The organism is Agathobacter ruminis, assembly GCF_002735305.1.
Taxonomy (GTDB): domain Bacteria; phylum Bacillota; class Clostridia; order Lachnospirales; family Lachnospiraceae; genus Roseburia; species Roseburia ruminis.
This window is the reverse complement of sequence record NZ_PDYG01000016.1, coordinates 1-25,992: the sequence shown is the minus strand read 5'-3', so window position 1 is coordinate 25,992 and position 25,992 is coordinate 1. Positions and strand designations below refer to the sequence as shown.

Here is a 25,992-nt window from a genome sequence, read left to right as displayed (position 1 = left end):
GCAAAAGCCGTTTCCAGCGATTTCGCCTACGATTTTGCCTTCGACTTTGCAGGATGCATGGGTAACTCTTTGAATGATAAATTTCATGTTGTGCCTCACTTTGAATTTTTAATTTCATGTCAACTCAAAATATAGTATAATATATATAACAGTAATACAAAAGGTTGAATTTTAAGATTATGAAAGAAAAAGCTTATTTTGAAAATGTAAATACAAATAATGAACTGAAATTACGCAAATTAATTCGCGAATTGCCATCATATTGCATGCAATTTTTTATAGGAATTGAGCCAAATACCTCTTCTAGAACAAGAATTGCATATGCTTATGACCTGAGCTGTTTTTTTGATTATTTGCATAACAACAATCCAATCTGTAAAAAGATGGAAATACGTGATATTCCACTCTCCGTTCTCGATCAAATTACCCCTTTGGATATCGAGGAGTATCTGTTTCACTTAAAAGTATATGAAAAAGACGGAGCAGCACATACAAATGAGGAACGCGGATTAAAGCGCAAGCTTGCCTCCCTCCGTACATTTTATAATTATTTCTTTAAAAACGAACTAATTCAGACCAATCCTGCGGTTAAAGTGGATATGCCAAAGATTCATGAAAAAAACATTGTCCGTCTGGATCCGGATGAAGTAGCTGAACTTCTTGATATGGTCGAATCCGGTGAACAATTGACCGAAAGGCAGCAAATGTACCATGAACGCACCAAAACGCGTGATTTGGCCCTTCTGACGCTTCTGCTGGGGACCGGAATGCGTGTTTCGGAATGTGTGGGAATTGATCTTGACGATTTGGATTTTAAGAATTATGGTGTGAAAGTACATCGTAAAGGTGGCGCTGAAGTTGTTTTGTACTTTGGAGATGAAGTGGCGGAAGCATTGGAAAATTATCTGATTGAAAGACGGGGAATCAATGCGGAACCGGGATCAACAAATGCACTCTTCCTCTCTCTTCAAAATAAGCGCATCAGTGTAAGAGCTGTCGAGAATCTTGTAAAGAAGTATTCTAAACTGGTGACAAATCTCAAAAATATCACACCACATAAATTAAGAAGTACCTATGGTACTTCTCTATACCGTGAAACCGGCGATATTTATCTTGTGGCAGATGTTCTGGGACATAAAGATGTCAATACCACCAGAAAACATTATGCGGCAATCGAAGATGATCGACGCCGCATGGCTGCAAAATATGTTCATTTACGAAAAGACTAAATACAATCACGAATCATAAATCGATAATTTGATTATTATGATTTTGATTCAGCTTTCTGACTGTTGAACCAATCGATTTTATCCTGAATACGTCCTTTTACGAGAGCGGCTATCTCGGCCGTTCTCATATTTTTATATTCTTCATAATAAATCGGTTCCAAATAATATACATATGTTGTGGTCGGACCTACGTGAAATGAATTAAAAACTTTGTAGGAATCATATAAAACAACAGGAACGATCGGTGCTTTTGACTTTAAAGCAATCTTAAAACTTCCGGCCTTAAATTCACCCATACGATTGCGGTTGTTAAACTGGTATCCGCCTTCCGGAAACAGAATATACGGCTTTCCTTTTGCAACCTCGTCGGCAACTTCATTAATGATCTGTAATCCCTGTCTGGGATTGTTCTTTTCCAGTCGCTTTCCCTGAACAAGATCGATGAATTCGCGTACCAAAACGGTATGTGATTTGAATTTGTCCATAACAAAAGAACATGGACGCGCGTGGGTGAAAATGATGCTTAAGACATCATATTTTCCCTGATGGTTCGGATACATAATATATCCGCCCTCTTTTGGCAGATTTTCCTGTCCATAAGCGATTGTCTTGAATTTTCCTGTTTTGTTCATCCAATAGATTACTTTGTGAACAAGAGAATATCTTTGTTCTACCGTATATTTCTCCGGATGATGCGCTCTTTTTCGCATTTCTGTAATAACGAAAGGCGCTTTATAAAAATTTAGAATAATAACATATAAAAAATTAATCATGAATTGTTTACACTCCGTCGACTATTATAATATAACATCCCCCCTTTTTCAATGGATTGTTTTGTGACTGAAAAAAGCTCCGCGTAGACGGAGCTTTGGCTGCATTGCAGCCGAATGAAATATATGATTGAAAATTGAATGGAGCATAATTATTGTTCGTAAAAAACATATTCCGGAATGATGATATACTGTCCGCTATGAATTTGAGAATCTTTTAAATTGTTTACAGATGTCACTTCTGCGATATATTCTTCTTTAGAAACATTGGTATCTTTGACATATTCGGATGCGATGCTCCAAAGTGTTTCGCCGCTTTGTATCTGAATGCTGATATATTGTTTCACAGGTTCGCGCTGATTGTCGGATTTTGCAAAAGCAACATAGGTTGAGCTTCCCAATATCAGCAACGAAATACACAGGATCACAACCACAAAAATCATACGCTTTTGTGTTGAAACGATTGCTTCTCTTCTGTTCAATGATTCATTTGCTTTTGCTGAAATCCTGGTATTATACGCTCTCATCTGTAACCCTCCGTTTTCATAAAACAAAATATATGTTCGACGAACATTTGTTTGCAATAACAATATAGCATTCGAACAACTGTTTGTCAACACAAAAATCGAACAAATTTTCGCGAATATACGTTTGCTTTTCAAAATGACATATGATATCATTTTTATAGATAGAAAATGTTATTTTTTGGAGGAATGAATATGTCTTATGGCAAAATTTCCGAGAAGCAAAAAGAAATTCTCGAATTTATGAAGACTGAAATATTAAATAAAGGTTATCCGCCAACAGTTCGTGACATCTGCGAGGCAGTTAAATTGAGCTCCACTTCGTCTGTCCATGCACATCTGGAGAAACTGGAAAAGAACGGCTACATTCGAAGAGACCCGACCAAACCGCGTGCCATTGAGATTATAGATGATAATTTTAATTTGACACGCCGTGAAGTTGTCAATGTTCCGCTTGTCGGCTGTGTTGCTGCAGGACAGCCTTTGCTTGCTGTAGACAATATCGAGAATTATTTCCCGATTCCGGCCGAATATATGCCGAATGTGCAGACTTTTATGCTGAAAGTAAAAGGGGAAAGCATGATCAATGCGGGAATATTTGACGGGGATACGATTTTGGTAAAGCAACAGGATCATGCCAACAATGGAGATATGGTTGTTGCTTTGATTGATGATTCTGCTACTGTCAAAACATTTTATAAAGAAGACGGTCATATTCGACTTCAGCCGGAAAATGACAGTATGGATCCGATTATTGTTCCGGATTGCAAAATCCTTGGTAAGGTTTTTGGCGTTTTCCGTTTCTTTTAAATTTGAATAAATCATAATAAAAACCGGAGGCTGAATTGGATATCAATTCTGCTCTCCGGTTCTTTTTACTCAAAATCAACTACGGTTGCATCTTTCCAGATGCGCTCAAGATTATAAAATTGTCGATCTTCTTTTGAAAATAAATGAATAATGATATCATTGTAGTCCATCAATACCCATGTGGAATTCGCATTTCCCTCGATATGCTTCGCGTGAACTCCGGCACGATACATTGCTTCATCGCAAGCATCCTGCATAGCGGTCAGCTGATTCGGGTTATTGCCGTTTGCAATGATAAAGTAATCGGCAATGCTTGAAATCTCGCTGATATCGAGGACTGTGATATCTTCTGCCTTCTTATCATCCAGGGCAGCTTTAATATTCTTTACTAATTCAAATGTTTCCATGGTCTCTCCTTTTCGTATTGACGGTAAGATTCATATACTAATTGTGTTGTCGGATCGATTGCACTGTTTTTGTGATTCAGATAATGCAATGTATCATAGAGAATATCCGCAATACATGCATTGATATCATGAAAAGCTTCACATCTCAATTCCTGCAGATGACTTGCCTTATCTCTTCCCGGCTCAATATAATCGGCAACAAAAATGATTTTATCCAGCAGGTTCATATTTGCACATCCTGTCGTATGAACAGAAATTGCATGCAAAATTTCCGGATCGCGAATCTCATAATCTTTCTCGGCAAGAATTGCTCCGGTTTTTTGATGAAGCAAAAATGGATTGTTGCGTTCGATATTGCTGATTTCTACATCATTTTGCTCACAAAGAGCAATCTGTTTTTCGTTGGATAAACATTTGGCACAGTCATGCAACAATCCGGCCGTCATAGCTTTTTGAATATCATATTCATATGCCATCGCAAGATTTGCTGCAGTGTACATCACACCAATTGTATGTTCGTATCTGTTTTTGTCCAGTTCTTTTTTGAGTTTCTTTTGAATGTCTTTTAAGTCCATCTTTTATAATCCATATAAATGATTGCTGCAAATATATTGATATACGGCTTTTGGAAGCGTTTTGGGACACTGCTCGGGATTATCCTCAAGCTGCTTTTTGATATCGCTTGAAGAAGCTGTATAAGCACTGTCTTTGATGACTGATATCGTTGAAGGAAACAATGCCTTAATCGCATCGATTTTGGCATTCAGATGCGCCACATCAAAATGTTCTCGCTCGAGTACCAGGATATGTGCGCATTCTGCAATGATTTCCGGATGGCGCCATTTGTCAAAATAATCCAGAGAGTCTCCGCCCATGATAAAATATCTTTTATCATCCGGATAACGATTCCGAAATGCCTGCATGGTCCGATAAGTATAACTTACCTCATGCTGTCCGGTCTCAAAATCACTGACGCGAATCTGTGGAATGGATTCCGTGGCAATGCGGCACATTTGAATCCGGTCGTTTGCGTCGCACAGGCGCACATCAGCCTTATTTGGGGAATAATAGGATGGCATCATAATCAATTCATCCAGCTCAAATTGACGTATTGCGGCCTGTGCCATATGAAGATGTCCTTTGTGAATCGGATCGAATGATCCACCGTATATCGCAATCTTTCTCATAAATAAAATTTAGTTTGGAAGCTCAATCTTGCTGTTTTTCTTTGCTTTGCGATAAAAAATCATCTTTTTGCCGATGACTTTTACGACTTCGCTGTGTGTGCGCTCTCCGATTACGGTTGCAATCTCTCTTGGATCGTCAATACAGTTCTTTAATACGGATACTTTGATCAATTCACGCTTTTCCAGCGCATCATCAATTGCTTCGATGATCTCCGGAGTCAGAGAAGCTTTTCCGATTTGAAAAATCGGATTTAATCCATTTGCAAGAGAACTCAAATATGCTCTTTGTTTGCTTGTCATAATTTTATTCCTTTATTTGTAGTAATCAAATTCGTTGCCATACATACGAACGGTATCACCGTCCTGGATTCCCATGTCTTCCAATTCTTTTAAGATTCCCTGCTCTTTTAAGAACTTCTGGAAGAACAGGAAGCCTTTTTCGGAATCAATATTGGTATAACCAAGCATCTTGTCGATTTTCGGTCCCTCTACCACATAAGCGCCATCGTCTGCCCGCTCGATGGTATACGGTTCATTTGCAAAGAAACGAACGGACGGGTCGAATTGCGGTTCATATACAAAGGTCTCTTTTGGACATTTCTCCAATAATTCTTTTACCTTGTATAACAGTTCACGTAATCCTTTTCCGCTGACTGCCGAAATCGGATATACTTCAATGCCGTCCGGCTCAAATTCTTTGCGAAGGGATGAGATAATCTCATTTTCACCCTCATAAATCGCATCGATTTTGTTTGCGGCAATTACCTGTGGCTTTTTCAATAATTCCGGATTGTAGGCCTTTAATTCATTCATAATATCACGAATGTCTTTGATTGGATCGCGGCCTTCGGTGCCGGCTGCATCCACAACATGAATCATGACTTTTGTGCGTTCAATATGACGCAGGAATTCGTGACCGAGTCCCACACCTTCTGAAGCTCCTTCAATCAATCCCGGGATGTCTGCAATGACAAAGCCAAAGCCCTCATCCATATCTACCACGCCAAGGTTCGGCTGCAGAGTGGTAAAATGATAATTGGCAATTTTCGGCTGCGCATTTGTGACACGGGATAACAGTGTTGATTTTCCGACATTTGGGAAACCAACCAGGCCTACATCTGCAATTACTTTTAATTCCAACTGTACTTCTATTTCAATTGCATCCTGTCCCGGCTGCGCATATTTCGGTGCCTGCATGGTCGGTGTGGCATAATGCTGATTGCCTTTTCCGCCACGGCCTCCGCGAAGGACAATCTGACGCTTGTTGTCGCCTGACATATCGGCAATAACTTTACCGGATTCTGCATCTTTGATGACGGTTCCTTCCGGAACTTTTAAGATCAAATCGGCTCCGTTTTTGCCATGGCAATTCTTTTTGCCGCCCTCCTGACCGGGTTCTGCTGCAAATTTTCTGCGATGTCTGTAATCAGTTAAGGTATTCAGTCCCGGATCTACTTCGAAGATTACATCTCCACCGGTACCGCCATCTCCGCCATCCGGACCACCGTCCGGAACATATTTTTCACGACGGAAGGACACATGACCGTCTCCGCCTTTCCCTGATTTGATAATAATTTTTGCGCGATCTGCGAACATAATCATTCCTCTTTGAATAAAAAACCCCGTCTGCAGACGCAGTCGGGGCTTAATAACAATATTAGTCGTTTGCTACTGGGTATACAGAAGCTTGCTTCTTGTCTCTACCTACGCGTTCGAATCTTAATACGCCATCTACCTTAGCAAATAATGTATCGTCTCCGCCGATGCCTACATTCACACCCGGGCGAATCTTCTTTCCACGCTGTCTGTAAAGAATATTTCCAGCCTTAACGAACTGTCCGTCTGCTCTCTTTGCTCCAAGTCTCTTGGATTCGGAATCACGACCGTTCTTGGTAGATCCTACTCCCTTCTTATGAGCGAAAAGCTGAAGGTTCATATTTAACATGTCTTACACCTCCTCGAAATTTACTTTTAGAAATTTCTTTCCGTTGTCATTCAAAATTCCTTTAAGTCCCAAAATCATAGATTGTAATAATATCTGCGATGCTTCATTCGGTTCATCCGTAATCTGAATTTTCAGATATCCGTCCGATTCCTTTTCTTTTATAGAAACATGTGCAATTTGCTCTAAAGAATTGGCTGTTGTGATTGCCAGAACGGATACAGCGGAACAATAGATATCAAATCCACTTTCTGCATAACCGGCATGGCCTTTCATTTCATATCCAATGATTTCTTTATGCTGATTATTACATCTTTGATAAATCGTTACAGTTATCATAACAATTTGAATTAAGCGTTGATCTTGTCAATCTTAACCTGGGTGAACGCCTGTCTGTGGCCGTTCTTTTTGTGGTAACCGGATTTTCTCTTGTACTTGTATACGATTACCTTCTTTGCTCTGCCTTCTTTGATGACAGTAGCTTCAACAGTAGCACCGGCAACTGTAGGCTCGCCTACCTTTAATTCATCACCTGACACTGCTAAAACCTGATCAAAAGTAACTTTCTCGTCAGCTTCGACTCCAAGCTTTTCAATGGTAATGATATCGCCTTCTGAAACTTTGTACTGTTTACCACCTGTTGCAATAATTGCGTACATATTGGCACCTCCTATTTATCATTACTCGCCAACTACGGTGCTGTCTAAAATTGGACAGACTTCTACCTCGTTGTGCGGCATACTCAAGTATATTAACATATTGGGAACTGTGCGTCAACTGTTATTTATAATATCTTTGACAGATCTTGAAATTTTTTTGCGGGTCAGCTCCACAAGCCCCAATTTGGTAATGTCAATAAATCGGCACGGATTTGGATATTTCCTTGTCTCCTGCTTTAATAATTCAATTAAATCCGCGTTCTCCGCCTCCGTCATATTGATAAAATCAATCAAAATCATTCCTGAAATATTGCGCAGTGCAATTTGTCGAAGTGCAGCTTTCATCGCTTCAAGATTGACTGAATACGGACTGGATTTCTTGATATTGGATTTGGCTGTATTGACGTCAATAAAGGTCAGTGTCTCCAGCTGTTCAATAATAATATTGCTGCCGGATTTCAGCCAGATTTTGTTGGATAACAAATCGTCCAGATGACCGCGTATATGATACAGTACGGAAAGGGAAACGCATTGGTCTGTATATAATTGTGATTCTTTTGCAAGAACCGGCGCATGCTCTTTGAGCTGATTTAAAATTTCCGGGGAATCCGTGACGATATTGTCGGATCCGAATTCAAATTGATTTTTCAGAAAATTAATATAATCAGGCGCTTCCGCCCAAACCGTATCATAAAGCGCACGATGTGCATATTTGGACATGATTGATTCAAACTGCTCATGCAGCATCTGATAATCCTGTGCAATGTCATCATCGCTGACGGATGCGGCCAATGTCCTGATGACAATTCCGTAAGGCTTCTCTTCCACCGTCTGCTTTAAAAGATTTTCCAGTTCCATTCTTCGCGCACCCTGAATGCGGGAAGAAATGGAAAAAGATTTATTTTTTGTGGTTAATACCATATATTTTCCATGAAGAGACAAATGACAGCTTGCTGCAGGCTCTTTTTCTTTTAGCGCCTCGCGCGTAATCTGAATCAGGATTTCATCGCCGGCACAAAGCTCTTCTTTTTTGGAATTTTTATGAACATAAAACGGACTTTTGGCCTCGGACAAAGGCAAAAAGCATATTTGATTCTGTCCGAAACGTACAAAAGCGGCTTTGATGGCAGGCGCGATGCGTTCAACTCTGCCGACATAGATATGATTCAAAATTGCTTTCTTGACATCACAAATGTGAACACCGACAGGATTACGATCTTCGTCCAGTTTCATGCATACCACATATTCTTTTTGAGAGATTGTCTGATTGGTAATCGCATAAGCGTTTTTCATACAATCTCCTCTCCCATCTCACCCAGTGAGAGAAATTGTCCGTCTCCTGTTTTCGTATACAGATCGACGCGATGAATTTGAAATGCAAGCGGATCAAATGTCAGTCCAAGCTTTTCGTAAATGGAAGAAATGACAAGCTCCGGTTTCAAATTGTCAGTGCTTCCGGTGGAAACACATAAAGAAAAACCAATGTTATCATCCTCTGTGACATCAAAATCAAATACAAGCGGTTTTAAATCCACTTCCCGCTCTGATTTTTTGGTCTTTTTTAGGATGACAAACTGATCCTGATCAAAGAATTGTTCCTTTAAGACCTGCTTCCATTCTTCATAAGTATAAGGACTGTCATATCCTTCTTTATATGTCATGGTATATCTTCCGGCAGCAATAATTGCCATGGATGTTTTGGCATGTTCCGGCAATTGGCGATAGCCGACAATCCGAATGCCTTCTACCATCGTTTTATTTAAGGCTGCAAGTGATTCTGCCGTGCTTTTGGTTGAATTGACATCAATATCAAGATATTCTCCATCACTGGTGATTCCGACACCAAGCGGTGATGCAAAAGACATTTTCTGATGCGGAGAAAAGCCTTCCGAATAACAGATATCGATTTCTGCGCGACGAATGGCTCTTTGAAAATAACGCATCATATCCAAATGACCGACGAATTTCATAACGCCTGATTTTTGAAATTTAATTCTGATTTTCAAAACATACACCTCCGCCATAATTTTTGGCTCCGCATGCACTACAGCGCATACGGCAGTTTGGCGTTACCATTTCGGCTTCCGCATTATGCTTTTCGCGAAGCATAAAAGACTTGGTGACTCCAATATCGATGAAGTCCCAAGGCAGTATCTCATCTTCCGGTCTGGTACGATAAGCATAGAATTCCAAAGAAACATTGGTTGCCTCAAATGCTTCCTGCCATAATTCAAAATTGAAATATTCAGACCATGCATCAAAGATTCCGCCATGATTATATACATATTCGATTGTTTTGGCAACGCGGCGATCTCCGCGTGCGAGCAATCCTTCAAGTACCGTAATATATGCTTCATGCCAATTATAGCGAATTCGCTTATGGTTCAACTGTGTCTTCAAATGATCATTGACCAGGTGCGCACGGTCCAGATAATCCTCCGGCGGGAACATTCCGGCCCACTGGAATGGGGTAAACGGCTTTGGCACAAAGAATGAAGTGGAAATGGTAATCTGCGGTGCACCATTTCGTTTTTCCTTCGGTACCGTATCGTAATACAATGCCGCAATCTCATTTGCAAGTTCCGGAATTGCACGCATATCATCTTCTGTTTCTCCCGGGAGTCCGAGCATGAAATATAATTTGACTTTATTCCAGCCACCTTCAAATGCCTGACCTGCACCGTTCATGATATTTTCAACCGTAAGACCCTTGTTGATGACATTGCGCATACGCTGGGAACCGGCTTCCGGTGCAAATGTGATGCTGCTCTTCTTGACATCCTGGACTTTCTTCATAATATCCAGTGAAAAAGCGTCAATACGCAAAGACGGCAAGGAAATATTGACGCGCTCTTTGCTGCAATCGTTGATTAAAAAGTCCAGCAATTCTTCGAGTTGATGATAATCCGAGGAACTTAACGAACTTAATGAAATCTCGTCATATCCTGTCGAGCGAAGCATTTGATGTGCATATTCTTTTAAAACTGAGACATCTTTTTCGCGATTTGGGCGATAAATCATTCCTGCCTGACAGAAACGACAGCCGCGAATACAACCTCGCTGGATTTCGAGAGTGACACGATCCTGAACTGCCTGTACGAAAGGTACAATCGGCTTCATTGGATATGGCGCATGATCGAGATCCACTTCCACCTGCTTTTTGATGGAAACAGGAATATCATCATAAATTGGCTTAAATTCCGAAATGGTATTATCTTCCTTGTATGTGACTTCATACAGAGAAGGAACATAGATTCCTTCGATTTTGGCAACTTCATGCAGGAATTCCTTGCGTGAATAATTGCCTTTTTTCATGGATTTGTACAAGTCAAAAATGGCATCATACTGTGTCTCGCCTTCACCGATATAAAAGAAATCAAAGAAATCCGCAATTGGTTCCGGATTATATGTGCATGGGCCTCCGCCGATGATAATCGGATCGGAATCCGCTCTGTCTGTGCTGTGTAGCGGAATCTGACCGAGGTCAAGAATCTGCAAAATATTGGTATAGCACATTTCATATTGCAGAGTCATACCGATAAAATCAAAATCTTTGATTGGTTCCTGTGATTCCAAACCAAAAAGAGGGATATTCTTTTCCTTCATGATTTTGTGTAAATCCGGCCATGGACTGTATACGCGTTCGCACCAGATGTCGTCCCGGCGGTTAAACATATCATAAAGAATCTGAATTCCCAAATGTGACATTCCTATGTCATAAACATCCGGAAAGCACATGGCAAACCGGATGTCTACAGAATTTTTGTCTTTTACCACAGAATTAAGTTCGTTTCCTATATAGCGAGCGGATTTTTCGACGCTAAGAAGGATTTCGTCGCTTAATGCAAGTTTGTTCATAAAATCTCCTATCTGCTTTCTCTACCTTTGCGCAAGCTCAGTAGTGATTTCTTCCCAGGTAATTCCTTTTTCTACCATAAGAACCATGCAATGATATAAGAAATCAGAAATTTCATATTTGATTTCCTCGGATTCCGAGCCTTTGGCAGCGAGAATAATCTCTGTGCACTCTTCGCCGAGTTTTTTGAGAATATTATCGATTCCCTTATCAAACAGATAATTGGTATAGGATCCTTCCTGCGGGTTTTCTTTTCTGTCGGAAATGATTTGATAAACTTCCTCGAAAACCTTTAAAGGATTCTTTTCGATATATTCTTTTTTTACAATCTTGTTATGGAAGCAGGACCGCTCGCCGGTATGGCATGCGGCTCCAACCTGGGATACCTTTGCAAGAATTGTATCATAATCACAGTCCGCTGTTAAGGACTTTACATATTGAAGATGACCGGAAGTCATTCCCTTCGTCCAGAGTTCGTTGCGGCTTCTGCTCCAATAGGTCATTTTTCCGATGTTGATGGTGGTATTATATGCTTCTTCGTTCATATAGGCAAGCATCAATACCTGATCGGTTTTATAATCCTGCACAATGACCGGAACAAGTCCCTCAGAATTCTTTTTCAAATCTTCCCAGAGCAAATCCGGTGCAAAATTATCCATTTTGATATTTTCGCGTCCGAGTGCGGATTTTAATTGCATAATATCGCGCGTGGTATCATTGATAAACGGTCCGGAAATACCGCGGATTTTATCGCGCTTAAGCAGCTCCACAATCTGCGTATAATTGTATTCATGCAGACGAACCACATATGGCACATTGGTGATATTTTCAACCGCATCAATCATCTCGTCATTCATCAGATACATCTCATGAATCATATTTTCCAATTGATTTTTGTTTTTGAAAATATAATCCACATTCGAGACAGAAACAAGAATTCGGTCTTTTCCGAATCGTGCACTGGCTTCTTCAATCAATGATGAACTCGATGCTTTGGAACCGTTTAAGATTACCTGAACGCAACCTGCATACAATAATTTTTTGACATCGTCTAGGCGGTTGATATTGCCGCCTGCGCAGGTTTTGATCTCCAGATTTCGATTGATATTCTTGATGGTATGTACATTTTTTTCATGCTCTTCATCACTGTCCGATAAATCAAAAATGATAATCTTATCGATTCCGCTGTCATTATAAACCTGACAGAGAGAATACACATTCTGAATTTCGGTATGGTCATCCAAAGAACGAACGGCACGACCGTTCTTTAAATAGATTGTCGCGACGATATTTTTTTGTTCCATAAAATTATAAACTTCCTTTCGTTGACAACACATCTTGGATTCGCGGATCAACAGAGGTTGCTTCATCCAGAGCGCGTGCAAAAGATTTAAAGATTGCTTCAATCATATGATGGTTGTTACCCGGATTCAGGACTTTGATATGCAGATTCATTCCTGCGGTATAAGAAATCGCATAAAAGAATTCTCTAACCATTTCCGTATCCAGATATCCGACGCGATCAGTTGTAAATTCTGCTTCAAAATTCAAATATGGTCTGCCGGATAAATCAATGGCGCATAATACCAGTACTTCATCCATCGGCAAAATGCAACTGCCGTAACGGCAAATTCCTTTTTTGTCACCTAGTGCATTCTTGATTCCAGTGCCAAGAACGATACCACAATCTTCTACCGTATGATGACAATCAACCGCAATATCACCTTCGCAATTTATTTCCAGATCAAAGAAGCCATGTTTCGCAAAGCCTTCGAGCATATGATTAAAAAAGCCGATTCCGGTATTAACAGTGCTTTTACCGGTACCGTCAAGCTGTAGTGACATTTCAATATCAGTTTCTTTTGTCTTTCTCTTTAACTTTGCAATTCGTTCTGACATATTATGACTCCTTGTCTTCAAATCTCACTTTAATGGAATTTGCATGTGCCGTCAACTGTTCGCATTCGGCAAAAGCGGCAACATCCTGATATACAGCTTCCAAAGCTTCTCTCGAATATGAGATAATACTTGATTTTTTAATGAAATCATCCACAGAAAGTGGCGAGAAAAATTTCGCGGTTCCGTTGGTTGGAAGGACATGATTCGGTCCTGCAAAATAATCTCCGAGAGGCTCGGAAGAATAATCACCAAGGAAAATTGCACCGGCGTTTTTGATTTTGGTCATTACGGTAAACGGATCACGCGTAATAATTTCCATATGCTCGGATGCAATGATATTTGCAGCTTCGATTGCCAGATTCATATCAGCGGCAACCAGAATATATCCATATTGATCCAGAGATTTTTGAATGATTTCTTTGCGTGACAATACCGCAACAAATTTGTCAACTTCTTCGGACACTTTCTGCGCCAGTTCCTGACTGGTTGTAATCAAAATGGCGGAAGCCATTTCGTCATGTTCTGCCTGTGAAAGCAAATCGGCAGCCACAAATCTTGGATTGGCTGTCTCATCTGCCAATACCAGAATTTCACTCGGCCCAGCGATGGAATCGATGCTGACATGACCAAATACAGCCTTCTTTGCAAGGGCTACAAAAATATTTCCCGGTCCGACAATCTTGTCCACTTTTGGAATGGATTCGGTGCCGAATGCCATAGCTGCAATCGCCTGTGCACCGCCGACTTTATATATTTCATCCACACCTGCTTCTTTTGCAGCCACCAAAGTGGATGGATATACTTTTCCGTTTGCATCACACGGGGTACACATGATGACGCGGCTGACACCTGCAGTTTTTGCAGGCAGGACATTCATCAGCACGGAGGATGGATAAACGGCCTTGCCGCCCGGAACATAGACTCCGGCGATTCCCATAGGTGTTACTTTTTGCCCGAGGATGATTCCGTCTTCACTGGTAAACCATGAATTCTGTAATTGTTTTTCATGATATTTGCGAATATTGACAAGTGCTTTTCGAATGACGGTCAATAATTTTTCATCAACAAGCTGATATGCTTCTTTGATCTCATCTTCCGTCACAAGAATATTGTCCTTGTTTATATCTGCTTTGTCAAATTTTTTTGTATAACCGAAAACCGCCTCGTCACCGTTACTACGTACATTCTCGATGATTTCTGCAACAACGGATTCATATTCCGCATAACTGTTCGGAGAACGCTTTAAAAGATTTTGTGAAAGCTCGGTTAAGGTATCCTGATTCAGTTCTAAAATTCTCATGCTTTATCCCTCTTTGTATAATAAAACCAATGGCATTATAAGACCTGTTTTAATCGACTGATCAAATCGGTAATGCGTTCATTTTCCATTTTCATGCTGACCTGATTGACTACGACGCGTGCCGAAAGCGGACAAACCTCTTCGAGTACGGTCAATCCGTTTTCGCGTAAGGTGGTACCGGTTTCGACAATATCACATATCACTTCTGATAATCCGACAATCGGTGCAAGTTCGATGGAACCGTTTAATTTGATGATTTCAACGGTTTGATGCTTTTTGTTATAAAAATAATCCTTTGCAATCTTTGGATATTTGGTTGCGACACGAATTTGCTCATGATGTTGCAACAGTTCACGCGCATCCTCAGGTCCGCAGATGCACATTCTGCAGGCACCAAATCCCAGGTCAAGCACTTCATAGATGTTTCGTCCTTCCTCGAGGATGGTATCTTTCCCGACAATTCCGATATCCGCTGCGCCATATTCCACATAAGTTGGAACATCCGGTCCCTTTGCAAGGAAGAAACGCAATTTCAGTTCTTCATTTACAAAAATCAGTTTGCGTGTATTTTTGTCCCTGATTTCTTCACAGGTGATTCCGATTTTTTCGAATAAATCGAGTGTCTGATTGGCGAGCCGGCCTTTTCCGAGAGCAAAAGTCAAATAACGATCTTTATTCATTGCATCCGTCTCCCTTCTGATCTATCATAAATTCCATTTCCGCCATCCGCTTACTGGTGCAATAGTTTTGATATTCCTCCTTCGGAATATCCGGCTGATATTGGATTAATTCAACAACCTGACCGTTTTTGCGAAGAGAAATGGCCTTCTGAATTGCATTTGCACGATTTTCTTTTGAATATATCAAAAGCAATCCCTGTAGAGGAATCGGAATATCAATTTTTTGTCTGGAAACAGCTGCCATCAGCTGGTCAACATTGATTGCGAAACCGATTGCCGGTGCATTTTTACCGAAATAAGACAGTAGCTTGTCATAACGACCGCCGTTGACAATTGCTTCTCCCGTTCCAAATGTATATCCCGAAAAAATAACGCCGGTATAATAGTGAAGTCCGCTGACAATTCCAAGCTCACAGGATACATATTTTTCGATGCCATACATCTTTAGCTGCTCGAACAATGCATCCAATTCCGAAAGACTTCGGTAAATATTATCGTAATCTTTTGCGTTCTTCATCGCCTGTTTCAATTCTTCGATTGAAAGATCGTAATTGCCAAGCAGAGCAAACAGGCTGCGGATCTTCGCATCCATCTGCATCTTATCAACGACTTCTTCTACACCGAAGAAATTTTTGTTGGCAAGATAATCTTCTATTTCGGACTGAATGTTTTCATTGGCATTTGCCGCCTGTAAAAGAGATGGCAAAAACAGGGAATGTCCAACTGTAATCTTGAAATCCTCGAGTCCGCAAGCGCGAAGTGAGTCGACAACCATTGAAAGAATTTCCGCATCCGCAAATGAGGAAGAATCACCGATCAATTCCGCACCGCATTGTGTGGTCTCTTTTAATTTCAACTGATAATCAGAAGAATTCACAAACGTATTGCCCATGTAGCAAAGTTTTACCGGCAAAATGTCATCCATATAATATTTTGCGGCGGAACGCGCGATGGATGGTGTAAAATCCGGTCGCAATACAAGGGTATTTCCTTCCTTGTCAAAGAATTTATAAAGGTCTTTGGAAGGCGTTGTACCGATTTCCTGCGAAAAAATATTAAAAAATTCTATGGTTGGAGTCTGGATATCCTGATATCCGTATTGACTGAGTGTCTGATGTAATTTGTCCTGCAGAGCAAGTTTTTTTTGACACTCGGAATTATAGATATCCCGAACACCATCAGGTGTATGCAAGCGTTGTTCTTTCATGAAATCATCTCCGTATTTTTATATTTTTATGCTTTCATATGATAAAGCAATAGTATAATAACGAGTTATTAAAACAGTATAATGATTCTAACAATCCTTGTCAACCCTTGCATTCAAATCCTTTTGAAGATATTCGAGATAAGGAATAAATGCTTCATTGGCAGCTTTGATAAAATATTCTTCTTCGAGTTCTTCGATTCTGAAACTCTTGCGGCCGCCTTCCTGTGCTCTCTCCCAGAATTCGTTTAATTTGGCCATGGTAAGATAATAAAATTCATTTCGATGCGTAAATGAGATCAGAATAAATGCAATTCCGTCCTGCCTTTCCCATTCGCGCATAAAACGAACCTGATGTTCGTGTATATTGGCAAGCGGGAAGGTATCCGTATGGCATTCCTTTGCATCAAAACATACCGGGATTCCCTGTACGGATCCGATATAATCGACGGTACTTTTCTGATCAAAATATGCCAGTGTAATATGATGTGTTTGTTTATCTATATTGATTGGCGTAATCGGTGTTGGAATCTTTTGAATCAATGCCAGATGATTTTGCAGATATTTATCATTCGTTAAATTCAATTGATTTTCCAACGCGGAACCGCGCAAACCTCTGGAATTCCATGTTGCCATAGTAAGCTCCTATAATGATTCGTGCTTTATTTGATATCCGGGAAAAATTGCAAAAATGTTTCCGGCAGAGGGGCAAGATAAGTCCCCACATCTGCCAGTTCAAGTTTGTAAGCATGTAAGAGCTGGCTTTGTACTCCGTATTTGCGCTTATAAACGTCATTGACGCTTCGCTCCCCGTATTTATAATCTCCAATGATTGGATGGCCGATTTGGGCCAAATGAGCGCGTATTTGATGTGTTTTACCGGTGAACAGTTCGATTTCTATCAGAGAAAGGTCCTGCGACGGATCATAAGCCTTCAATTGAAAACCGGTTTTGATTGGATCGGCCTGTTCCCGCGGATCTTTTGATATCGTAACAACATTGCGAAGCTCATCTTTGTAAAGATAGCCCTCAAAAATGCCATTTTGCGCAAACTTTCCTTTGACAATGGCATAATAATATTTGTGTGCACTTCTCTCTTTCAAAGCTTTGGAAAGCAATTGGACACCGTATTTGCTTTTTCCGAAAGTCAGAATTCCGGTCGTATTCTGGTCGAGACGGTTACAAACCGATGGATGAAATGTTGCAAAGGTCTCTTCGTCGAGCATTCTGTTTTGGACCATATAAGCAATCAGAATTTCATTGGCTGAAATATCCGTCGCATTTGCTTTCTGGGATAACAGATTGGCCGGTTTGTTGATCAGAAGCAGATCATTGTCTTCGTAAATGATATCGAGCTTTGGGACCTGGATATGACGATAGAAATCAAGCTTGCTTTTCTTTTCCTGACCGCTTTGCGTAAATTTTGCAAATGTTTCATCGGAAAAGAATACTTCCACGCAATCTCCTGCTTTTAAGATTTCGCGGCCGTCTGATTTTGCACCGTTTAATGTGATATTCTTTTTGCGCAACATTTTGTAAATAAAGCCACCGGAAGCTTTGACAAATAATTTTTTTAAATATTTATCAAAGCGGCTTCCTGCATCATTCTTTTGAATTTCAATTTTTTTCATAGGATTTTGCCTTTAATAAAGCGATTTCTTCTTCCGTTAATTTGCGATATTCCCCGCGTTTTAGCTGCTCGAGTGTAAAAGCACCTTCACGAATACGTTTCAGATAGGTTACATTGCACCCGATTGCCGCAAACATGCGCTTTACCTGGTGAAAACGTCCCTCACAAATGGTCAGATTGGCAGCATAAGGCTTTGAATCGGATACAATCTCAAGCCGTGCCGGCAAAGTGGGGGTATCATCTCCGATATCAATTCCGCCAGCAAATGCACTGACTGCTTCCAGCGGTACCGCAGCATCCAGGATGGCATAATATGTCTTTTCGACACGATGACTCGGGCTGATCAAATGATGCAGCAACTCTCCGTCTGTTGTCAAAAACAAGAGGCCCTCTGTGTCAAAATCGAGACGTCCGACAGGATTTAAGATCTGAAGCTCGGGCGGGAAATAATCCATGACCGTCTTATGCATAGAATCTTTTTTGGCAGTGACACAGTCTCCCGGTTTGTGGAACAGATAAGTCATATTCTTTTCATATCGAACCGGTTTGCCGTCGAATTCTATCAGATCCGTTTCCGTGACATTTGTACCGGAATCTTTCACATGCTCCTGATTGACGGTGACACGACCGGAACGAATGATTTTTTTTAATTCCGACCGTGTCCCCATCTGCATATCGCACAAATATTTATCTAATCTCATTGGCTCTTTCCAATATTGCAATCAATAACTTCCATACGCGTTCCGTGGAAGAAATCGATAAGCGCTCTTTCGGAGTGTGAATATCATAATTGTTCGGACCAAAGGATACACAATCGATGCCGTTTAATTTCTCATAGAAAATTCCACATTCAAGTCCGGCATGGATTGCTTCAAAAATCGGTTCTTCATGATACTGCTCCTGATAGATTTCCGCAATCTTCTCTCTGAGCGGTGAATCCGGGATATATTCCCATGCAGGATAATCGCCTTCAATGGTAATTTCTCCGCCGAGCATTTCCACAAGCATTCTGACACGCTCTTTTAAATCTTCCTTACGGCTGCTGACGCTGCTTCGAATTGATGTAACCATATGAAGCTGATCGTCTTGTAATTCAAGAATGCCAAGGTTTAATGAAGTCTCTACAAGGCCTTTCATATTCTGGCTCATATGCAACATTCCGTTTGGCACTTCGCGCAGATAAAAAATGATTTTGGTCACTGATGAAAGAGATAAAGCGGATTCTGTGCTTTCACCCGCAAAATCATATTCGATGGTGACATTTGGATCTGCAATTGCAAATTCTTTCTTTAAATCAATTTTTAATGCTTCAATCACAGAAACGGCATTTTCCCGATCGTCTGCATCAATGAGAAGACTTGCAAAACTCTCACGAGGAATTGCATTGTCTTTGGTGCCGCCTGCAAAATCAATCAATGAAAATACAAGTTGTTCTTTCAGGCAAGCAAACAGTCTGCCCATCAGAATATTGGCATTTCCATGCTCTTTGTCAATCTGCGCACCGGAGTGTCCACCGTCAAGTCCTGTGATTTTGACATTCAGCTTCAGACCGGAGCGGTTTTCACGGGCTACGGGAATGTCAGCAAGCAGGCTCATTCCACCTGCACACCCTGTCAGAAAATGTCCTTCTTCATCGCTGTCGATATTCAGCATTCTTTTGCCCTTTAATACTGATAAATCCATTCCGAAAGCGCCAAGCATACCGATTTCTTCATCTACGGTAATGACGACTTCGAGTCTTGGATGGCGTAATTGATCGGATTCGAGAATTGCAAGTGCATAGGCAACCGCAATGCCGTCGTCTCCGCCCAATGTGGTTTTCTCGGCTTTGACAAAATCTCCGTCAATATAAAGCGAAAGCGGGTCTGTTGAAAAATCAATATTGGAATCGGATTCTTTTTCGCAAACCATATCCATATGACCCTGGATAATGATTGGCTCCACATTTTCATAACCTGTAGTCGCCTCTTTGATTAAGATGACATTATTCATCTCATCCTGGTAGGTTTCGAGATGATGCTCTTTTCCGAAATTTACCAGATAATCGCTGATTCGCTTTGTGTCGCGTGATCCGTGAGGGATATTTGCAATCTCCTCAAAATAATGGAATACTCGTTTTGGTTCTAAATTTTCTAATACACTCATGTTCTTACCTCTTTTATACATAAAATTCGGCACCAGGATTATAGATAATCTTGATGCCGTCTGATTATGATTCTTTTGATTCTTTTAATTCCTCTTCACCTACAGTGACTTCCGGAATCTCGATTGGATTGATATTCGCTTTGGACTCTTCCTTTGCAACCGGTTTTGCAACAGGTTTTGCCGGCTCAACCTTTGGTTCAGGCTCCGGGAAAAGCTCGGCACGGTTTTTGCTGACCACATCAAGATATCCTTTTAATGAGCCGATCAGATTCTCATAACGAGCCTTTGAAGTATCGATTGAATTGATTAAGATATCTTCTATTCCCTTTAACTGATTGTCGGTATAAGCCATGGCACCCATGCGAATATTATTTGCTTCCTGGGTTGCCTTATCAATGATATCCTGTGCTTCCTTAGTTGCAATCAATACGACTTCATTTGCCTGTGCGTAGGCTTGCTGCATAATCTGATGCTCGGAAACAAGTTCATTGGTCTGAATCTGTGCCTGTGCGATAATCTCATCTGCTTTGCGCTGTGCTTCCGCAAGAATCGCTTCTTTATTGCTGATCATTTTCTGATAGCGTTTGATTTCTTCCGGAGTGCGTGTACGAAGCTCTGCAATCAATTCCTCAATTTCTTCTTTATTGACTACAATCTTGGTGCTTGATAAAGCCGTAAATTTACAACTGTCAATGTATTCTTCAATCTCGTCAATAATCTGTTCCATTTTACTGCTCATATCAATTCTCCTTAATGTTATATTTTGCATAAATCAATGGGATTAAATCCTCCGGCACAAAGTGTGAAATATCTCCACCGTAAGAGGCGAATTCTTTTACAATTGTGGAACTCAGATATGAATATTGTAAACTGGATGTCAAAAAGATTGTCTCAATCTCCGGTTTCTGCACATGATTGCCCTGTGCAATCTGCAATTCATATTCAAAATCTGTCACAGCACGGAGGCCACGAATGATAATTGTGGCATCGATTTGTTCCATAAAATCGACCAGCAATCCATCAAATGAAACGACTTTAACATTTGACAAATGTGAGGTCTTTCCCTTGATCATTTTAACACGATCCTCTATTGAAAACAATGAATTTTTGGCACTATTGTTCAATACACCGACGATTAATTCGTCTACTATTTTGGCAGATCGCTCAATGATATCCAAGTGTCCGAAAGTAATCGGGTCAAAGCTTCCCGGGTAAACTGCACGTTTCAAAATTACACATTCTTTCTCTCAATAAAAATATGAGTATTGGTTTTATAAATCTTCTGTTTCCTGATTTCATATCCAAGTTCATCCAAATATGAAAAATCCGTATCCAGAGATGCTTCAATTACAATCATGCCGTCTTCTTTTAAAAGTGAGGAATCTTTCAAACGAATCAATACTTCTTTTTCGAGATCGTGATTGTATGGAGGATCCATAAAAATAATATCAAAGCGATAACGTCCTTCCAATTCCGAAAGCGCATAGAGGACATCTTTATTAATCAGCTTTGTTTCTTTTTCAAATTTGGTGAAACGAATATTGTCTTCGATACAGGCGGCTGCCTTTTTGTCTTTTTCAATAAAAACAGCATATTCGGCACCGCGGCTCATGGCCTCAAGGCCAATCTGACCGCTTCCCGCAAACAAATCCAGGAAATAACAGCCATAGATTTCGGCCTGCATGCAATTGAATAAAGTCTCTTTTGTTTTGTCCGTGGTCGGCCTGGTGCTCAGACCCGGAATGGTTTTCAGCGGCAGACTGCGTCTGCTTCCCGCAATAATTCTCATATTATTTGGTATCCTTTAAGACATCACGATTCTTGTACATGTAATCCAGTAAAGAAATAATTGTCAAAGCAAGTGCCACATACATCAAAACATTTTCTACGATGGTCCACCATTCAAAATCAAGGCTTAAAATCATAGAGATTACCATAAACATCTGGAAAACAGTCTTAAATTTGCCCCAATAGCTTGCAGCAATGACCACACCCTTGTCAGAGGCAACCAGACGAAAACCACTGATGATGAACTCGCGGGCGATAATGATGATGACTACCCAGGATGGAATCTTGTTCAGTTCAATCAGACAGATCATTGCAGAACAAACCAGAAGCTTGTCAGCCAGTGGATCTGCAAATTTTCCAAAATTGGTAACCAGCTGGTATTTACGTGCAATTTTACCGTCCGCAAAATCAGTTAGACTTGCGACAATAAAGATTGCAAGTGCAATATAATTTCCGTATCCGTCAAAAAATGGCGCGATTAAAAAGAATACAAAAAACGGAATTAATATTACTCGAAATAAAGTCAACTTGTTTGGTAAATTCATAATAATTCTCCTATTAAATCATATTCATATGCACCGGTTACCTTGGCACGAACGACATCTCCCGTCATCAGTACTTCCGGAGTATGAATAAAGATATATCCGTCTACATTCGGTGCATCGCGATATGTGCGTCCGATATAGACATTTTCGTCAGCCACTTTGCCCTCGATAAAGCATAGCAATTCGCGGTTGACAAAAGATTCGTTTTTGTCAAAAATTACTTCCTGCTCCAATTCCATGATTTCATCCCGCCAGGTTAATTTTGTTTCTTCTTCCACCTGATTCGGCATAGAATACGCAGCTGTATTTTCTTCCGGGGAATAAGGAAATGCGCCAAGACGGTCAAATTCCATATCATTGACAAATTGCATCATTTCTTCATGCATTTCATCCGTTTCCCCCGGGAAACCTGTGATTAAGGTTGTTCTCAGACAAATATCAGGAATCTCTTCTCTCAAATGATTGATTTGTTCAACCAGTTGCGCTTTGTTGGTTTTGCGGTTCATGGCGCGCAAAATCGTATCATTGCAATGCTGAATCGGCATATCCAGATAATGGCATACCTTGGAATTGCGTTTCATGGCATCAATCAATTCCTGTGTGATTTCTTCCGGATAACAATATAAAATACGAATCCAGAGCAATCCCGGAATTTCATTCAAAGCATCCAACAAATCCGGTAAGCTCTTTTTCTGATAAAGGTCAATGCCGTAAAGTGTGGTCTCCTGTGCAACCAGAATCAGTTCTTTCACACCATTGTCAGCCAATTGTTTTGCTTCGGCAATGATATCTTCCATCTTTTTGCTGCGATAGCGGCCTCTGACGGATGGAATGACGCAGTAAGCACAATTCTTGTTGCATCCTTCGGCGATTTTTAAATAAGCAAAATGTCCGCCTGTGGTCAGTAAACGCTTCGTCGGATCGTTTGGCAATCCTTCAAGCGGTTTCAAAGAACAAAAATGATGTGCCTGTAAGGTCTCGCGGATGGCATTTGCAATCTCATCATAGGAATTTGTTCCGAGAATGGCATCCACTTCCGGAATTTCAGTTTTTATTTCTTCAGCATAGCGTTGTGCCAGACATCCGGTTACAATCAGTGATTTCAACGAACCGGTCTGCTTATACTGTGCCATTTCCAAAATGGTATTAATGCTTTCTTCTTTCGCATCGCCAATAAAACAACAGCTGTTTACAACGATGATGTCTGCAACGGTTTCGTCATCGGTGATTTCATAGCCCTCAGCCGACAATAAACCAAGCATATTTTCGGAATCGACAAGATTTTTGTCACAACCCAATGATATAAATAAAATCTTCATTTTCTTCTCACACGAAAGAGGAATGACAGTTGTCATTCCTCTTTAATTGCTTTCTTAGTTTGCGTCGTCTTCTGCGACAATCTTAACTTTGCCTTCGTATAACTCGGCAACGGCAACGGATAATGGCTTATCACATTTCGGATTCTCAACCATCGGCTCTGCTCCGTCAATAATCTGTCTTGCGCGCTTTGCTGTGGCAAGTACGATGGAATAACGGCTGTTTACAACAGGCTCTTCTCCGATTTCGACATCGTCATTTACGACTCTCATTAATTCTACATAAGATGGATGTATCATTGTAATTCTCCTTTCGAAAAGCTTAAAAGCTTAATCTTCATATCGTTGATAAATTCTTTATTTGAAGCAATGCGGGCAGCTTCATTTAATTCAGCCTGACCATTGCGTTCGTTTAAAATGATATCATGTAATTGAGTTGTTGCGGTTTCCAAATCATCATTGATGATCAGATAATCATATTCTTCCATGATTCCGGATTCTTCCACTGCGCGATCCATACGCTTCTTGATTACATCAATGCTTTCGGTTCCTCTTCCGACCAGGCGTCCGTAAAGGGTTACCGCATCGACGGTCGAAACAAAGATATTAATGATTTTGGTATCCGGCATATTGCGCTTGATTTTCATCGCGCCCTGCATTTCGATTTCAAGAATCACATTCTTGCCCATAGACAGCTGATTCTCAACATATCTGCGTGGCGTTCCGTAATAATTGCCGACATATTCCGCATATTCGAGCAGCTGATTCTTCTTGATCATATCTTCAAAGTTGGCACGATCAATAAAGAAATACTCGACACCGTGTTTTTCTCCAACGCGAGGCTTGCGGGATGTCGCAGAAATTGATAATGCGTAATCTTCCGGATATTTTTCCAAAAGATTCTTCATAAGTGTTCCTTTTCCGGCGCCGGAAAAGCCACTGACAATAATAATAAATCCTTCCATTTCTTAAACTTCTTTCTGCTTTTTATTACTCCAGATTCTGAATCTGTTCTCTGACCTTTTCAATATTGGTTTTTAAATCGATACCTGTATCAGAAATTTCAAGGTTGTTGGCCTTGGATAAAATGGTATTGGCTTCGCGATTCATTTCCTGAAGAATAAAATCAAGGCGACGTCCGACACTGCCCCCTTTTTGGAGTGTATCTTTTGCTGAATTGACATGACTGCGAAGACGTACAGTCTCCTCATCCACACAAATCTTGTCTGCATAGATGGTCACTTCTGTTGCGATACGGGCATCATCCAATTGGCGGTCTGCAAGCACTTCTTTGATTTTTTCTTCCAGACGGGTCCGATAATCTTTGAGAATTTCCGGAGAACGTTCTTCGATAAAAGAAACAGAAGCCAAAATTTCGTCCAGCTTTTGCAACAAATCGATTTTTAAATTTTCGCCCTCGGCTTTGCGTGATTCCACAAATTTCTCACAGGCGAGGCGAAGTGCCTTTTCGAGGACAGCCCACAACTGGTCCTCATCGATTGCCTGCTCTTCGAGCGTAAAGACCTCAGGATAGCGGGACAATGTGCTGACACGCACATCATTTTCGATATCGAAGTCCTCTGCCATTTGATTTAAATAATTCAGATATTCTGCAGCCAAAGCCTTGTTAAATTTTAAAGAACCGGTATCTTCGTTGAAATCTTCATAAGTGATGAACAAATCAACCTTACCGCGCTCCATATACTCCTTTAAAAGATTGCGGATTGCACTCTCAAAGAAGTTTAATTTCTTTGGCATTTTGATGTTTACATCCAAATAGCGATGGTTTACGGATTTGATTTCAACCGTAAATTTTGTATTCCCTTCCAATACTTCGGCACGGCCGAAGCCTGTCATGCTTTTAACCATTTTTATCTCCTAAAAATATTTCTTCGCATAGATAAAATATTATAATGCTTTTGCATGGATTCGTCAAATTATATACAAACATTTTATTATTACCATTCACAGTCTGTTTTATGATTAACATCCTCAGTCCATGGACCCGGTAACCCCTTTACAATTTTGCGAATATTTTAGATTTTCAATATGCAAAAGGCGAGCATCACACATGTGTCTTTTGATGAATGAACCATTTTGA

32 protein-coding genes are annotated in these 25,992 nt (G+C 40.5%); 2 read left to right on the top strand and 30 right to left on the bottom strand.

Annotated elements, in window-relative coordinates:
- Positions 1 to 179 precede the first annotated feature (179 nt).
- The gene (locus CSX02_RS04710) at positions 180 to 1,229 is read left to right on the top strand and encodes a tyrosine-type recombinase/integrase (protein ID WP_099385811.1); all 1,050 of its coding nucleotides are present in this window, start codon (positions 180 to 182) and stop codon (positions 1,227 to 1,229) included.
- 35 nt (positions 1,230 to 1,264) lie between these two features.
- On the opposite strand, the gene CSX02_RS04705 is transcribed toward CSX02_RS04710, so the two are convergent.
- Both CSX02_RS04705 and yneA read right to left on the bottom strand, forming a co-directional pair.
- Entirely contained in the window at positions 1,265 to 1,939 is a 675-nt protein-coding gene (locus CSX02_RS04705; protein ID WP_330399446.1) for a lysophospholipid acyltransferase family protein, read from the bottom strand.
- A 212-nt stretch (positions 1,940 to 2,151) separates the two neighbouring features.
- On the bottom strand, positions 2,152 to 2,526 hold the full coding sequence (gene yneA, locus CSX02_RS04700; RefSeq protein ID WP_189281344.1) for a cell division suppressor protein YneA: 375 nt from the start codon (positions 2,524 to 2,526) through the stop codon (positions 2,152 to 2,154).
- 192 nt (positions 2,527 to 2,718) lie between these two features.
- On the opposite strand from yneA, the gene lexA reads away from it, so the two are divergent.
- A complete protein-coding gene (lexA, locus tag CSX02_RS04695; RefSeq protein WP_099385808.1) occupies positions 2,719 to 3,333 on the top strand; it encodes a transcriptional repressor LexA in 615 nt (204 codons plus the stop codon).
- Positions 3,334 to 3,398: 65 nt separating this feature from the next.
- Here the strand turns inward: lexA and rsfS are convergent, their stop codons facing one another.
- From rsfS to CSX02_RS04555, 28 genes are all read right to left on the bottom strand, one after another.
- Positions 3,399 to 3,740, bottom strand: coding sequence for a ribosome silencing factor (gene rsfS / locus CSX02_RS04690; RefSeq protein ID WP_031545412.1), 342 nt, complete (start codon positions 3,738 to 3,740; stop codon positions 3,399 to 3,401).
- Entirely contained in the window at positions 3,722 to 4,315 is a 594-nt protein-coding gene (yqeK, locus tag CSX02_RS04685) for a bis(5'-nucleosyl)-tetraphosphatase (symmetrical) YqeK (protein ID WP_031545410.1), read from the bottom strand. The genes rsfS and yqeK overlap by 19 nt, the downstream gene beginning before the upstream one ends.
- A gap of 3 nt (positions 4,316 to 4,318) precedes the next feature.
- Positions 4,319 to 4,927, bottom strand: coding sequence for a nicotinate (nicotinamide) nucleotide adenylyltransferase (gene nadD, locus CSX02_RS04680; RefSeq protein ID WP_099385807.1), 609 nt, complete (start codon positions 4,925 to 4,927; stop codon positions 4,319 to 4,321).
- A 9-nt stretch (positions 4,928 to 4,936) separates the two neighbouring features.
- Positions 4,937 to 5,227 (bottom strand): ribosome assembly RNA-binding protein YhbY, encoded by a 291-nt coding sequence (gene yhbY / locus CSX02_RS04675; RefSeq protein WP_031545405.1) that lies wholly within the window; start codon positions 5,225 to 5,227, stop codon positions 4,937 to 4,939.
- Between the two features lie 12 nt (positions 5,228 to 5,239).
- Complete coding sequence (obgE, locus tag CSX02_RS04670) at positions 5,240 to 6,523, bottom strand: GTPase ObgE (protein ID WP_031545402.1); 1,284 nt, start codon at positions 6,521 to 6,523, stop codon at positions 5,240 to 5,242.
- 61 nt (positions 6,524 to 6,584) lie between these two features.
- Positions 6,585 to 6,872, bottom strand: a complete 288-nt coding sequence (gene rpmA, locus CSX02_RS04665; protein WP_031545400.1) for a 50S ribosomal protein L27 — start codon at positions 6,870 to 6,872, stop codon at positions 6,585 to 6,587.
- A 3-nt stretch (positions 6,873 to 6,875) separates the two neighbouring features.
- Entirely contained in the window at positions 6,876 to 7,208 is a 333-nt protein-coding gene (locus CSX02_RS04660; protein ID WP_031545398.1) for a ribosomal-processing cysteine protease Prp, read from the bottom strand.
- Positions 7,209 to 7,219: 11 nt separating this feature from the next.
- Entirely contained in the window at positions 7,220 to 7,528 is a 309-nt protein-coding gene (gene rplU, locus CSX02_RS04655) for a 50S ribosomal protein L21 (protein ID WP_031545396.1), read from the bottom strand.
- Between the two features lie 114 nt (positions 7,529 to 7,642).
- Complete coding sequence (locus CSX02_RS04650; protein WP_099385806.1) at positions 7,643 to 8,821, bottom strand: ribonuclease E/G; 1,179 nt, start codon at positions 8,819 to 8,821, stop codon at positions 7,643 to 7,645.
- On the bottom strand, positions 8,818 to 9,534 hold the full coding sequence (locus CSX02_RS04645) for a TIGR03936 family radical SAM-associated protein (protein WP_099385813.1): 717 nt from the start codon (positions 9,532 to 9,534) through the stop codon (positions 8,818 to 8,820). Before CSX02_RS04645 ends, CSX02_RS04650 begins: the two co-directional genes overlap by 4 nt.
- Positions 9,518 to 11,386: a TIGR03960 family B12-binding radical SAM protein gene (locus tag CSX02_RS04640; protein WP_099385805.1), complete on the bottom strand. Its 1,869-nt coding sequence runs from the start codon at positions 11,384 to 11,386 to the stop codon at positions 9,518 to 9,520. Before CSX02_RS04640 ends, CSX02_RS04645 begins: the two co-directional genes overlap by 17 nt.
- Before the next feature lie 21 nt (positions 11,387 to 11,407).
- Positions 11,408 to 12,688 (bottom strand): bifunctional phosphoribosyl-AMP cyclohydrolase/phosphoribosyl-ATP diphosphatase HisIE, encoded by a 1,281-nt coding sequence (hisIE, locus tag CSX02_RS04635; RefSeq protein WP_099385804.1) that lies wholly within the window; start codon positions 12,686 to 12,688, stop codon positions 11,408 to 11,410.
- Positions 12,689 to 12,692: 4 nt separating this feature from the next.
- A complete protein-coding gene (gene hisB, locus CSX02_RS04630) occupies positions 12,693 to 13,283 on the bottom strand; it encodes an imidazoleglycerol-phosphate dehydratase HisB (RefSeq protein ID WP_031545387.1) in 591 nt (196 codons plus the stop codon).
- 1 nt (position 13,284) lies between these two features.
- Complete coding sequence (gene hisD / locus CSX02_RS04625; protein WP_099385803.1) at positions 13,285 to 14,583, bottom strand: histidinol dehydrogenase; 1,299 nt, start codon at positions 14,581 to 14,583, stop codon at positions 13,285 to 13,287.
- Positions 14,584 to 14,618: 35 nt separating this feature from the next.
- Positions 14,619 to 15,263, bottom strand: coding sequence for an ATP phosphoribosyltransferase (gene hisG / locus CSX02_RS04620; protein WP_031545383.1), 645 nt, complete (start codon positions 15,261 to 15,263; stop codon positions 14,619 to 14,621).
- Positions 15,256 to 16,470, bottom strand: coding sequence for an ATP phosphoribosyltransferase regulatory subunit (hisZ, locus tag CSX02_RS04615; RefSeq protein WP_099385802.1), 1,215 nt, complete (start codon positions 16,468 to 16,470; stop codon positions 15,256 to 15,258). Before hisZ ends, hisG begins: the two co-directional genes overlap by 8 nt.
- A gap of 87 nt (positions 16,471 to 16,557) precedes the next feature.
- Positions 16,558 to 17,103: a Holliday junction resolvase RecU gene (locus tag CSX02_RS04610; RefSeq protein ID WP_099385801.1), complete on the bottom strand. Its 546-nt coding sequence runs from the start codon at positions 17,101 to 17,103 to the stop codon at positions 16,558 to 16,560.
- A gap of 26 nt (positions 17,104 to 17,129) precedes the next feature.
- The gene (locus CSX02_RS04605; RefSeq protein WP_099385800.1) at positions 17,130 to 18,098 is read right to left on the bottom strand and encodes an RluA family pseudouridine synthase; all 969 of its coding nucleotides are present in this window, start codon (positions 18,096 to 18,098) and stop codon (positions 17,130 to 17,132) included.
- The gene (locus CSX02_RS04600; protein ID WP_099385799.1) at positions 18,085 to 18,798 is read right to left on the bottom strand and encodes a pseudouridine synthase; all 714 of its coding nucleotides are present in this window, start codon (positions 18,796 to 18,798) and stop codon (positions 18,085 to 18,087) included. Before CSX02_RS04600 ends, CSX02_RS04605 begins: the two co-directional genes overlap by 14 nt.
- The gene (locus CSX02_RS04595) at positions 18,785 to 20,242 is read right to left on the bottom strand and encodes an aminoacyl-histidine dipeptidase (RefSeq protein WP_099385798.1); all 1,458 of its coding nucleotides are present in this window, start codon (positions 20,240 to 20,242) and stop codon (positions 18,785 to 18,787) included. The genes CSX02_RS04600 and CSX02_RS04595 overlap by 14 nt, the downstream gene beginning before the upstream one ends.
- Before the next feature lie 64 nt (positions 20,243 to 20,306).
- Entirely contained in the window at positions 20,307 to 20,981 is a 675-nt protein-coding gene (locus CSX02_RS04590; RefSeq protein ID WP_051638012.1) for a hypothetical protein, read from the bottom strand.
- 1 nt (position 20,982) lies between these two features.
- Positions 20,983 to 21,471 carry a pantetheine-phosphate adenylyltransferase gene (gene coaD, locus CSX02_RS04585; RefSeq protein WP_031545369.1) on the bottom strand — a complete coding sequence of 163 codons (489 nt, stop codon included), beginning with the start codon at positions 21,469 to 21,471 and terminating at the stop codon, positions 20,983 to 20,985.
- Positions 21,472 to 21,473: 2 nt separating this feature from the next.
- On the bottom strand, positions 21,474 to 22,031 hold the full coding sequence (gene rsmD, locus CSX02_RS04580) for a 16S rRNA (guanine(966)-N(2))-methyltransferase RsmD (RefSeq protein ID WP_031545367.1): 558 nt from the start codon (positions 22,029 to 22,031) through the stop codon (positions 21,474 to 21,476).
- 1 nt (position 22,032) lies between these two features.
- Positions 22,033 to 22,575, bottom strand: a complete 543-nt coding sequence (gene pgsA, locus CSX02_RS04575; protein ID WP_099385797.1) for a CDP-diacylglycerol--glycerol-3-phosphate 3-phosphatidyltransferase — start codon at positions 22,573 to 22,575, stop codon at positions 22,033 to 22,035.
- Entirely contained in the window at positions 22,572 to 23,894 is a 1,323-nt protein-coding gene (gene rimO / locus CSX02_RS04570) for a 30S ribosomal protein S12 methylthiotransferase RimO (RefSeq protein ID WP_099385812.1), read from the bottom strand. Before rimO ends, pgsA begins: the two co-directional genes overlap by 4 nt.
- A gap of 54 nt (positions 23,895 to 23,948) precedes the next feature.
- Positions 23,949 to 24,191 (bottom strand): DNA-directed RNA polymerase subunit omega, encoded by a 243-nt coding sequence (gene rpoZ, locus CSX02_RS04565; protein WP_031545360.1) that lies wholly within the window; start codon positions 24,189 to 24,191, stop codon positions 23,949 to 23,951.
- Positions 24,188 to 24,856, bottom strand: a complete 669-nt coding sequence (gene gmk, locus CSX02_RS04560; RefSeq protein ID WP_031545358.1) for a guanylate kinase — start codon at positions 24,854 to 24,856, stop codon at positions 24,188 to 24,190. The genes rpoZ and gmk overlap by 4 nt, the downstream gene beginning before the upstream one ends.
- A 25-nt stretch (positions 24,857 to 24,881) precedes the next feature.
- Entirely contained in the window at positions 24,882 to 25,760 is an 879-nt protein-coding gene (locus CSX02_RS04555; RefSeq protein WP_031545356.1) for a YicC/YloC family endoribonuclease, read from the bottom strand.
- Positions 25,761 to 25,992: the final 232 nt, after the last annotated feature.

Bases quoted from the DNA above. Each gene is read 5' to 3' on its own strand.
- CSX02_RS04710 (WP_099385811.1), top strand. From the start codon at position 180: ATGAAAGAAAAAGCTTATTTTGAAAATGTAAATACAAATAATGAACTG.
- CSX02_RS04705 (WP_330399446.1), bottom strand. From the start codon at position 1,939: ATGCGAAAAAGAGCGCATCATCCGGAGAAATATACGGTAGAACAAAGA.
- yneA (WP_189281344.1), bottom strand. From the start codon at position 2,526: ATGAGAGCGTATAATACCAGGATTTCAGCAAAAGCAAATGAATCATTG.
- lexA (WP_099385808.1), top strand. From the start codon at position 2,719: ATGTCTTATGGCAAAATTTCCGAGAAGCAAAAAGAAATTCTCGAATTT.
- rsfS (WP_031545412.1), bottom strand. From the start codon at position 3,740: ATGGAAACATTTGAATTAGTAAAGAATATTAAAGCTGCCCTGGATGAT.
- yqeK (WP_031545410.1), bottom strand. From the start codon at position 4,315: ATGGACTTAAAAGACATTCAAAAGAAACTCAAAAAAGAACTGGACAAA.
- nadD (WP_099385807.1), bottom strand. From the start codon at position 4,927: ATGAGAAAGATTGCGATATACGGTGGATCATTCGATCCGATTCACAAA.
- yhbY (WP_031545405.1), bottom strand. From the start codon at position 5,227: ATGACAAGCAAACAAAGAGCATATTTGAGTTCTCTTGCAAATGGATTA.
- obgE (WP_031545402.1), bottom strand. From the start codon at position 6,523: ATGTTCGCAGATCGCGCAAAAATTATTATCAAATCAGGGAAAGGCGGA.
- rpmA (WP_031545400.1), bottom strand. From the start codon at position 6,872: ATGTTAAATATGAACCTTCAGCTTTTCGCTCATAAGAAGGGAGTAGGA.
- CSX02_RS04660 (WP_031545398.1), bottom strand. From the start codon at position 7,208: ATGATAACTGTAACGATTTATCAAAGATGTAATAATCAGCATAAAGAA.
- rplU (WP_031545396.1), bottom strand. From the start codon at position 7,528: ATGTACGCAATTATTGCAACAGGTGGTAAACAGTACAAAGTTTCAGAA.
- CSX02_RS04650 (WP_099385806.1), bottom strand. From the start codon at position 8,821: ATGAAAAACGCTTATGCGATTACCAATCAGACAATCTCTCAAAAAGAA.
- CSX02_RS04640 (WP_099385805.1), bottom strand. From the start codon at position 11,386: ATGAACAAACTTGCATTAAGCGACGAAATCCTTCTTAGCGTCGAAAAA.
- hisIE (WP_099385804.1), bottom strand. From the start codon at position 12,688: ATGGAACAAAAAAATATCGTCGCGACAATCTATTTAAAGAACGGTCGT.
- hisB (WP_031545387.1), bottom strand. From the start codon at position 13,283: ATGTCAGAACGAATTGCAAAGTTAAAGAGAAAGACAAAAGAAACTGAT.
- hisD (WP_099385803.1), bottom strand. From the start codon at position 14,583: ATGAGAATTTTAGAACTGAATCAGGATACCTTAACCGAGCTTTCACAA.
- hisG (WP_031545383.1), bottom strand. From the start codon at position 15,263: ATGAATAAAGATCGTTATTTGACTTTTGCTCTCGGAAAAGGCCGGCTC.
- hisZ (WP_099385802.1), bottom strand. From the start codon at position 16,470: ATGAAAGAACAACGCTTGCATACACCTGATGGTGTTCGGGATATCTAT.
- CSX02_RS04610 (WP_099385801.1), bottom strand. From the start codon at position 17,103: ATGGCAACATGGAATTCCAGAGGTTTGCGCGGTTCCGCGTTGGAAAAT.
- CSX02_RS04605 (WP_099385800.1), bottom strand. From the start codon at position 18,098: ATGAAAAAAATTGAAATTCAAAAGAATGATGCAGGAAGCCGCTTTGAT.
- CSX02_RS04600 (WP_099385799.1), bottom strand. From the start codon at position 18,798: ATGAGATTAGATAAATATTTGTGCGATATGCAGATGGGGACACGGTCG.
- CSX02_RS04595 (WP_099385798.1), bottom strand. From the start codon at position 20,242: ATGAGTGTATTAGAAAATTTAGAACCAAAACGAGTATTCCATTATTTT.
- CSX02_RS04590 (WP_051638012.1), bottom strand. From the start codon at position 20,981: ATGAGCAGTAAAATGGAACAGATTATTGACGAGATTGAAGAATACATT.
- rsmD (WP_031545367.1), bottom strand. From the start codon at position 22,031: ATGAGAATTATTGCGGGAAGCAGACGCAGTCTGCCGCTGAAAACCATT.
- pgsA (WP_099385797.1), bottom strand. From the start codon at position 22,575: ATGAATTTACCAAACAAGTTGACTTTATTTCGAGTAATATTAATTCCG.
- rimO (WP_099385812.1), bottom strand. From the start codon at position 23,894: ATGAAGATTTTATTTATATCATTGGGTTGTGACAAAAATCTTGTCGAT.
- rpoZ (WP_031545360.1), bottom strand. From the start codon at position 24,191: ATGATACATCCATCTTATGTAGAATTAATGAGAGTCGTAAATGACGAT.
- gmk (WP_031545358.1), bottom strand. From the start codon at position 24,856: ATGGAAGGATTTATTATTATTGTCAGTGGCTTTTCCGGCGCCGGAAAA.
- CSX02_RS04555 (WP_031545356.1), bottom strand. From the start codon at position 25,760: ATGGTTAAAAGCATGACAGGCTTCGGCCGTGCCGAAGTATTGGAAGGG.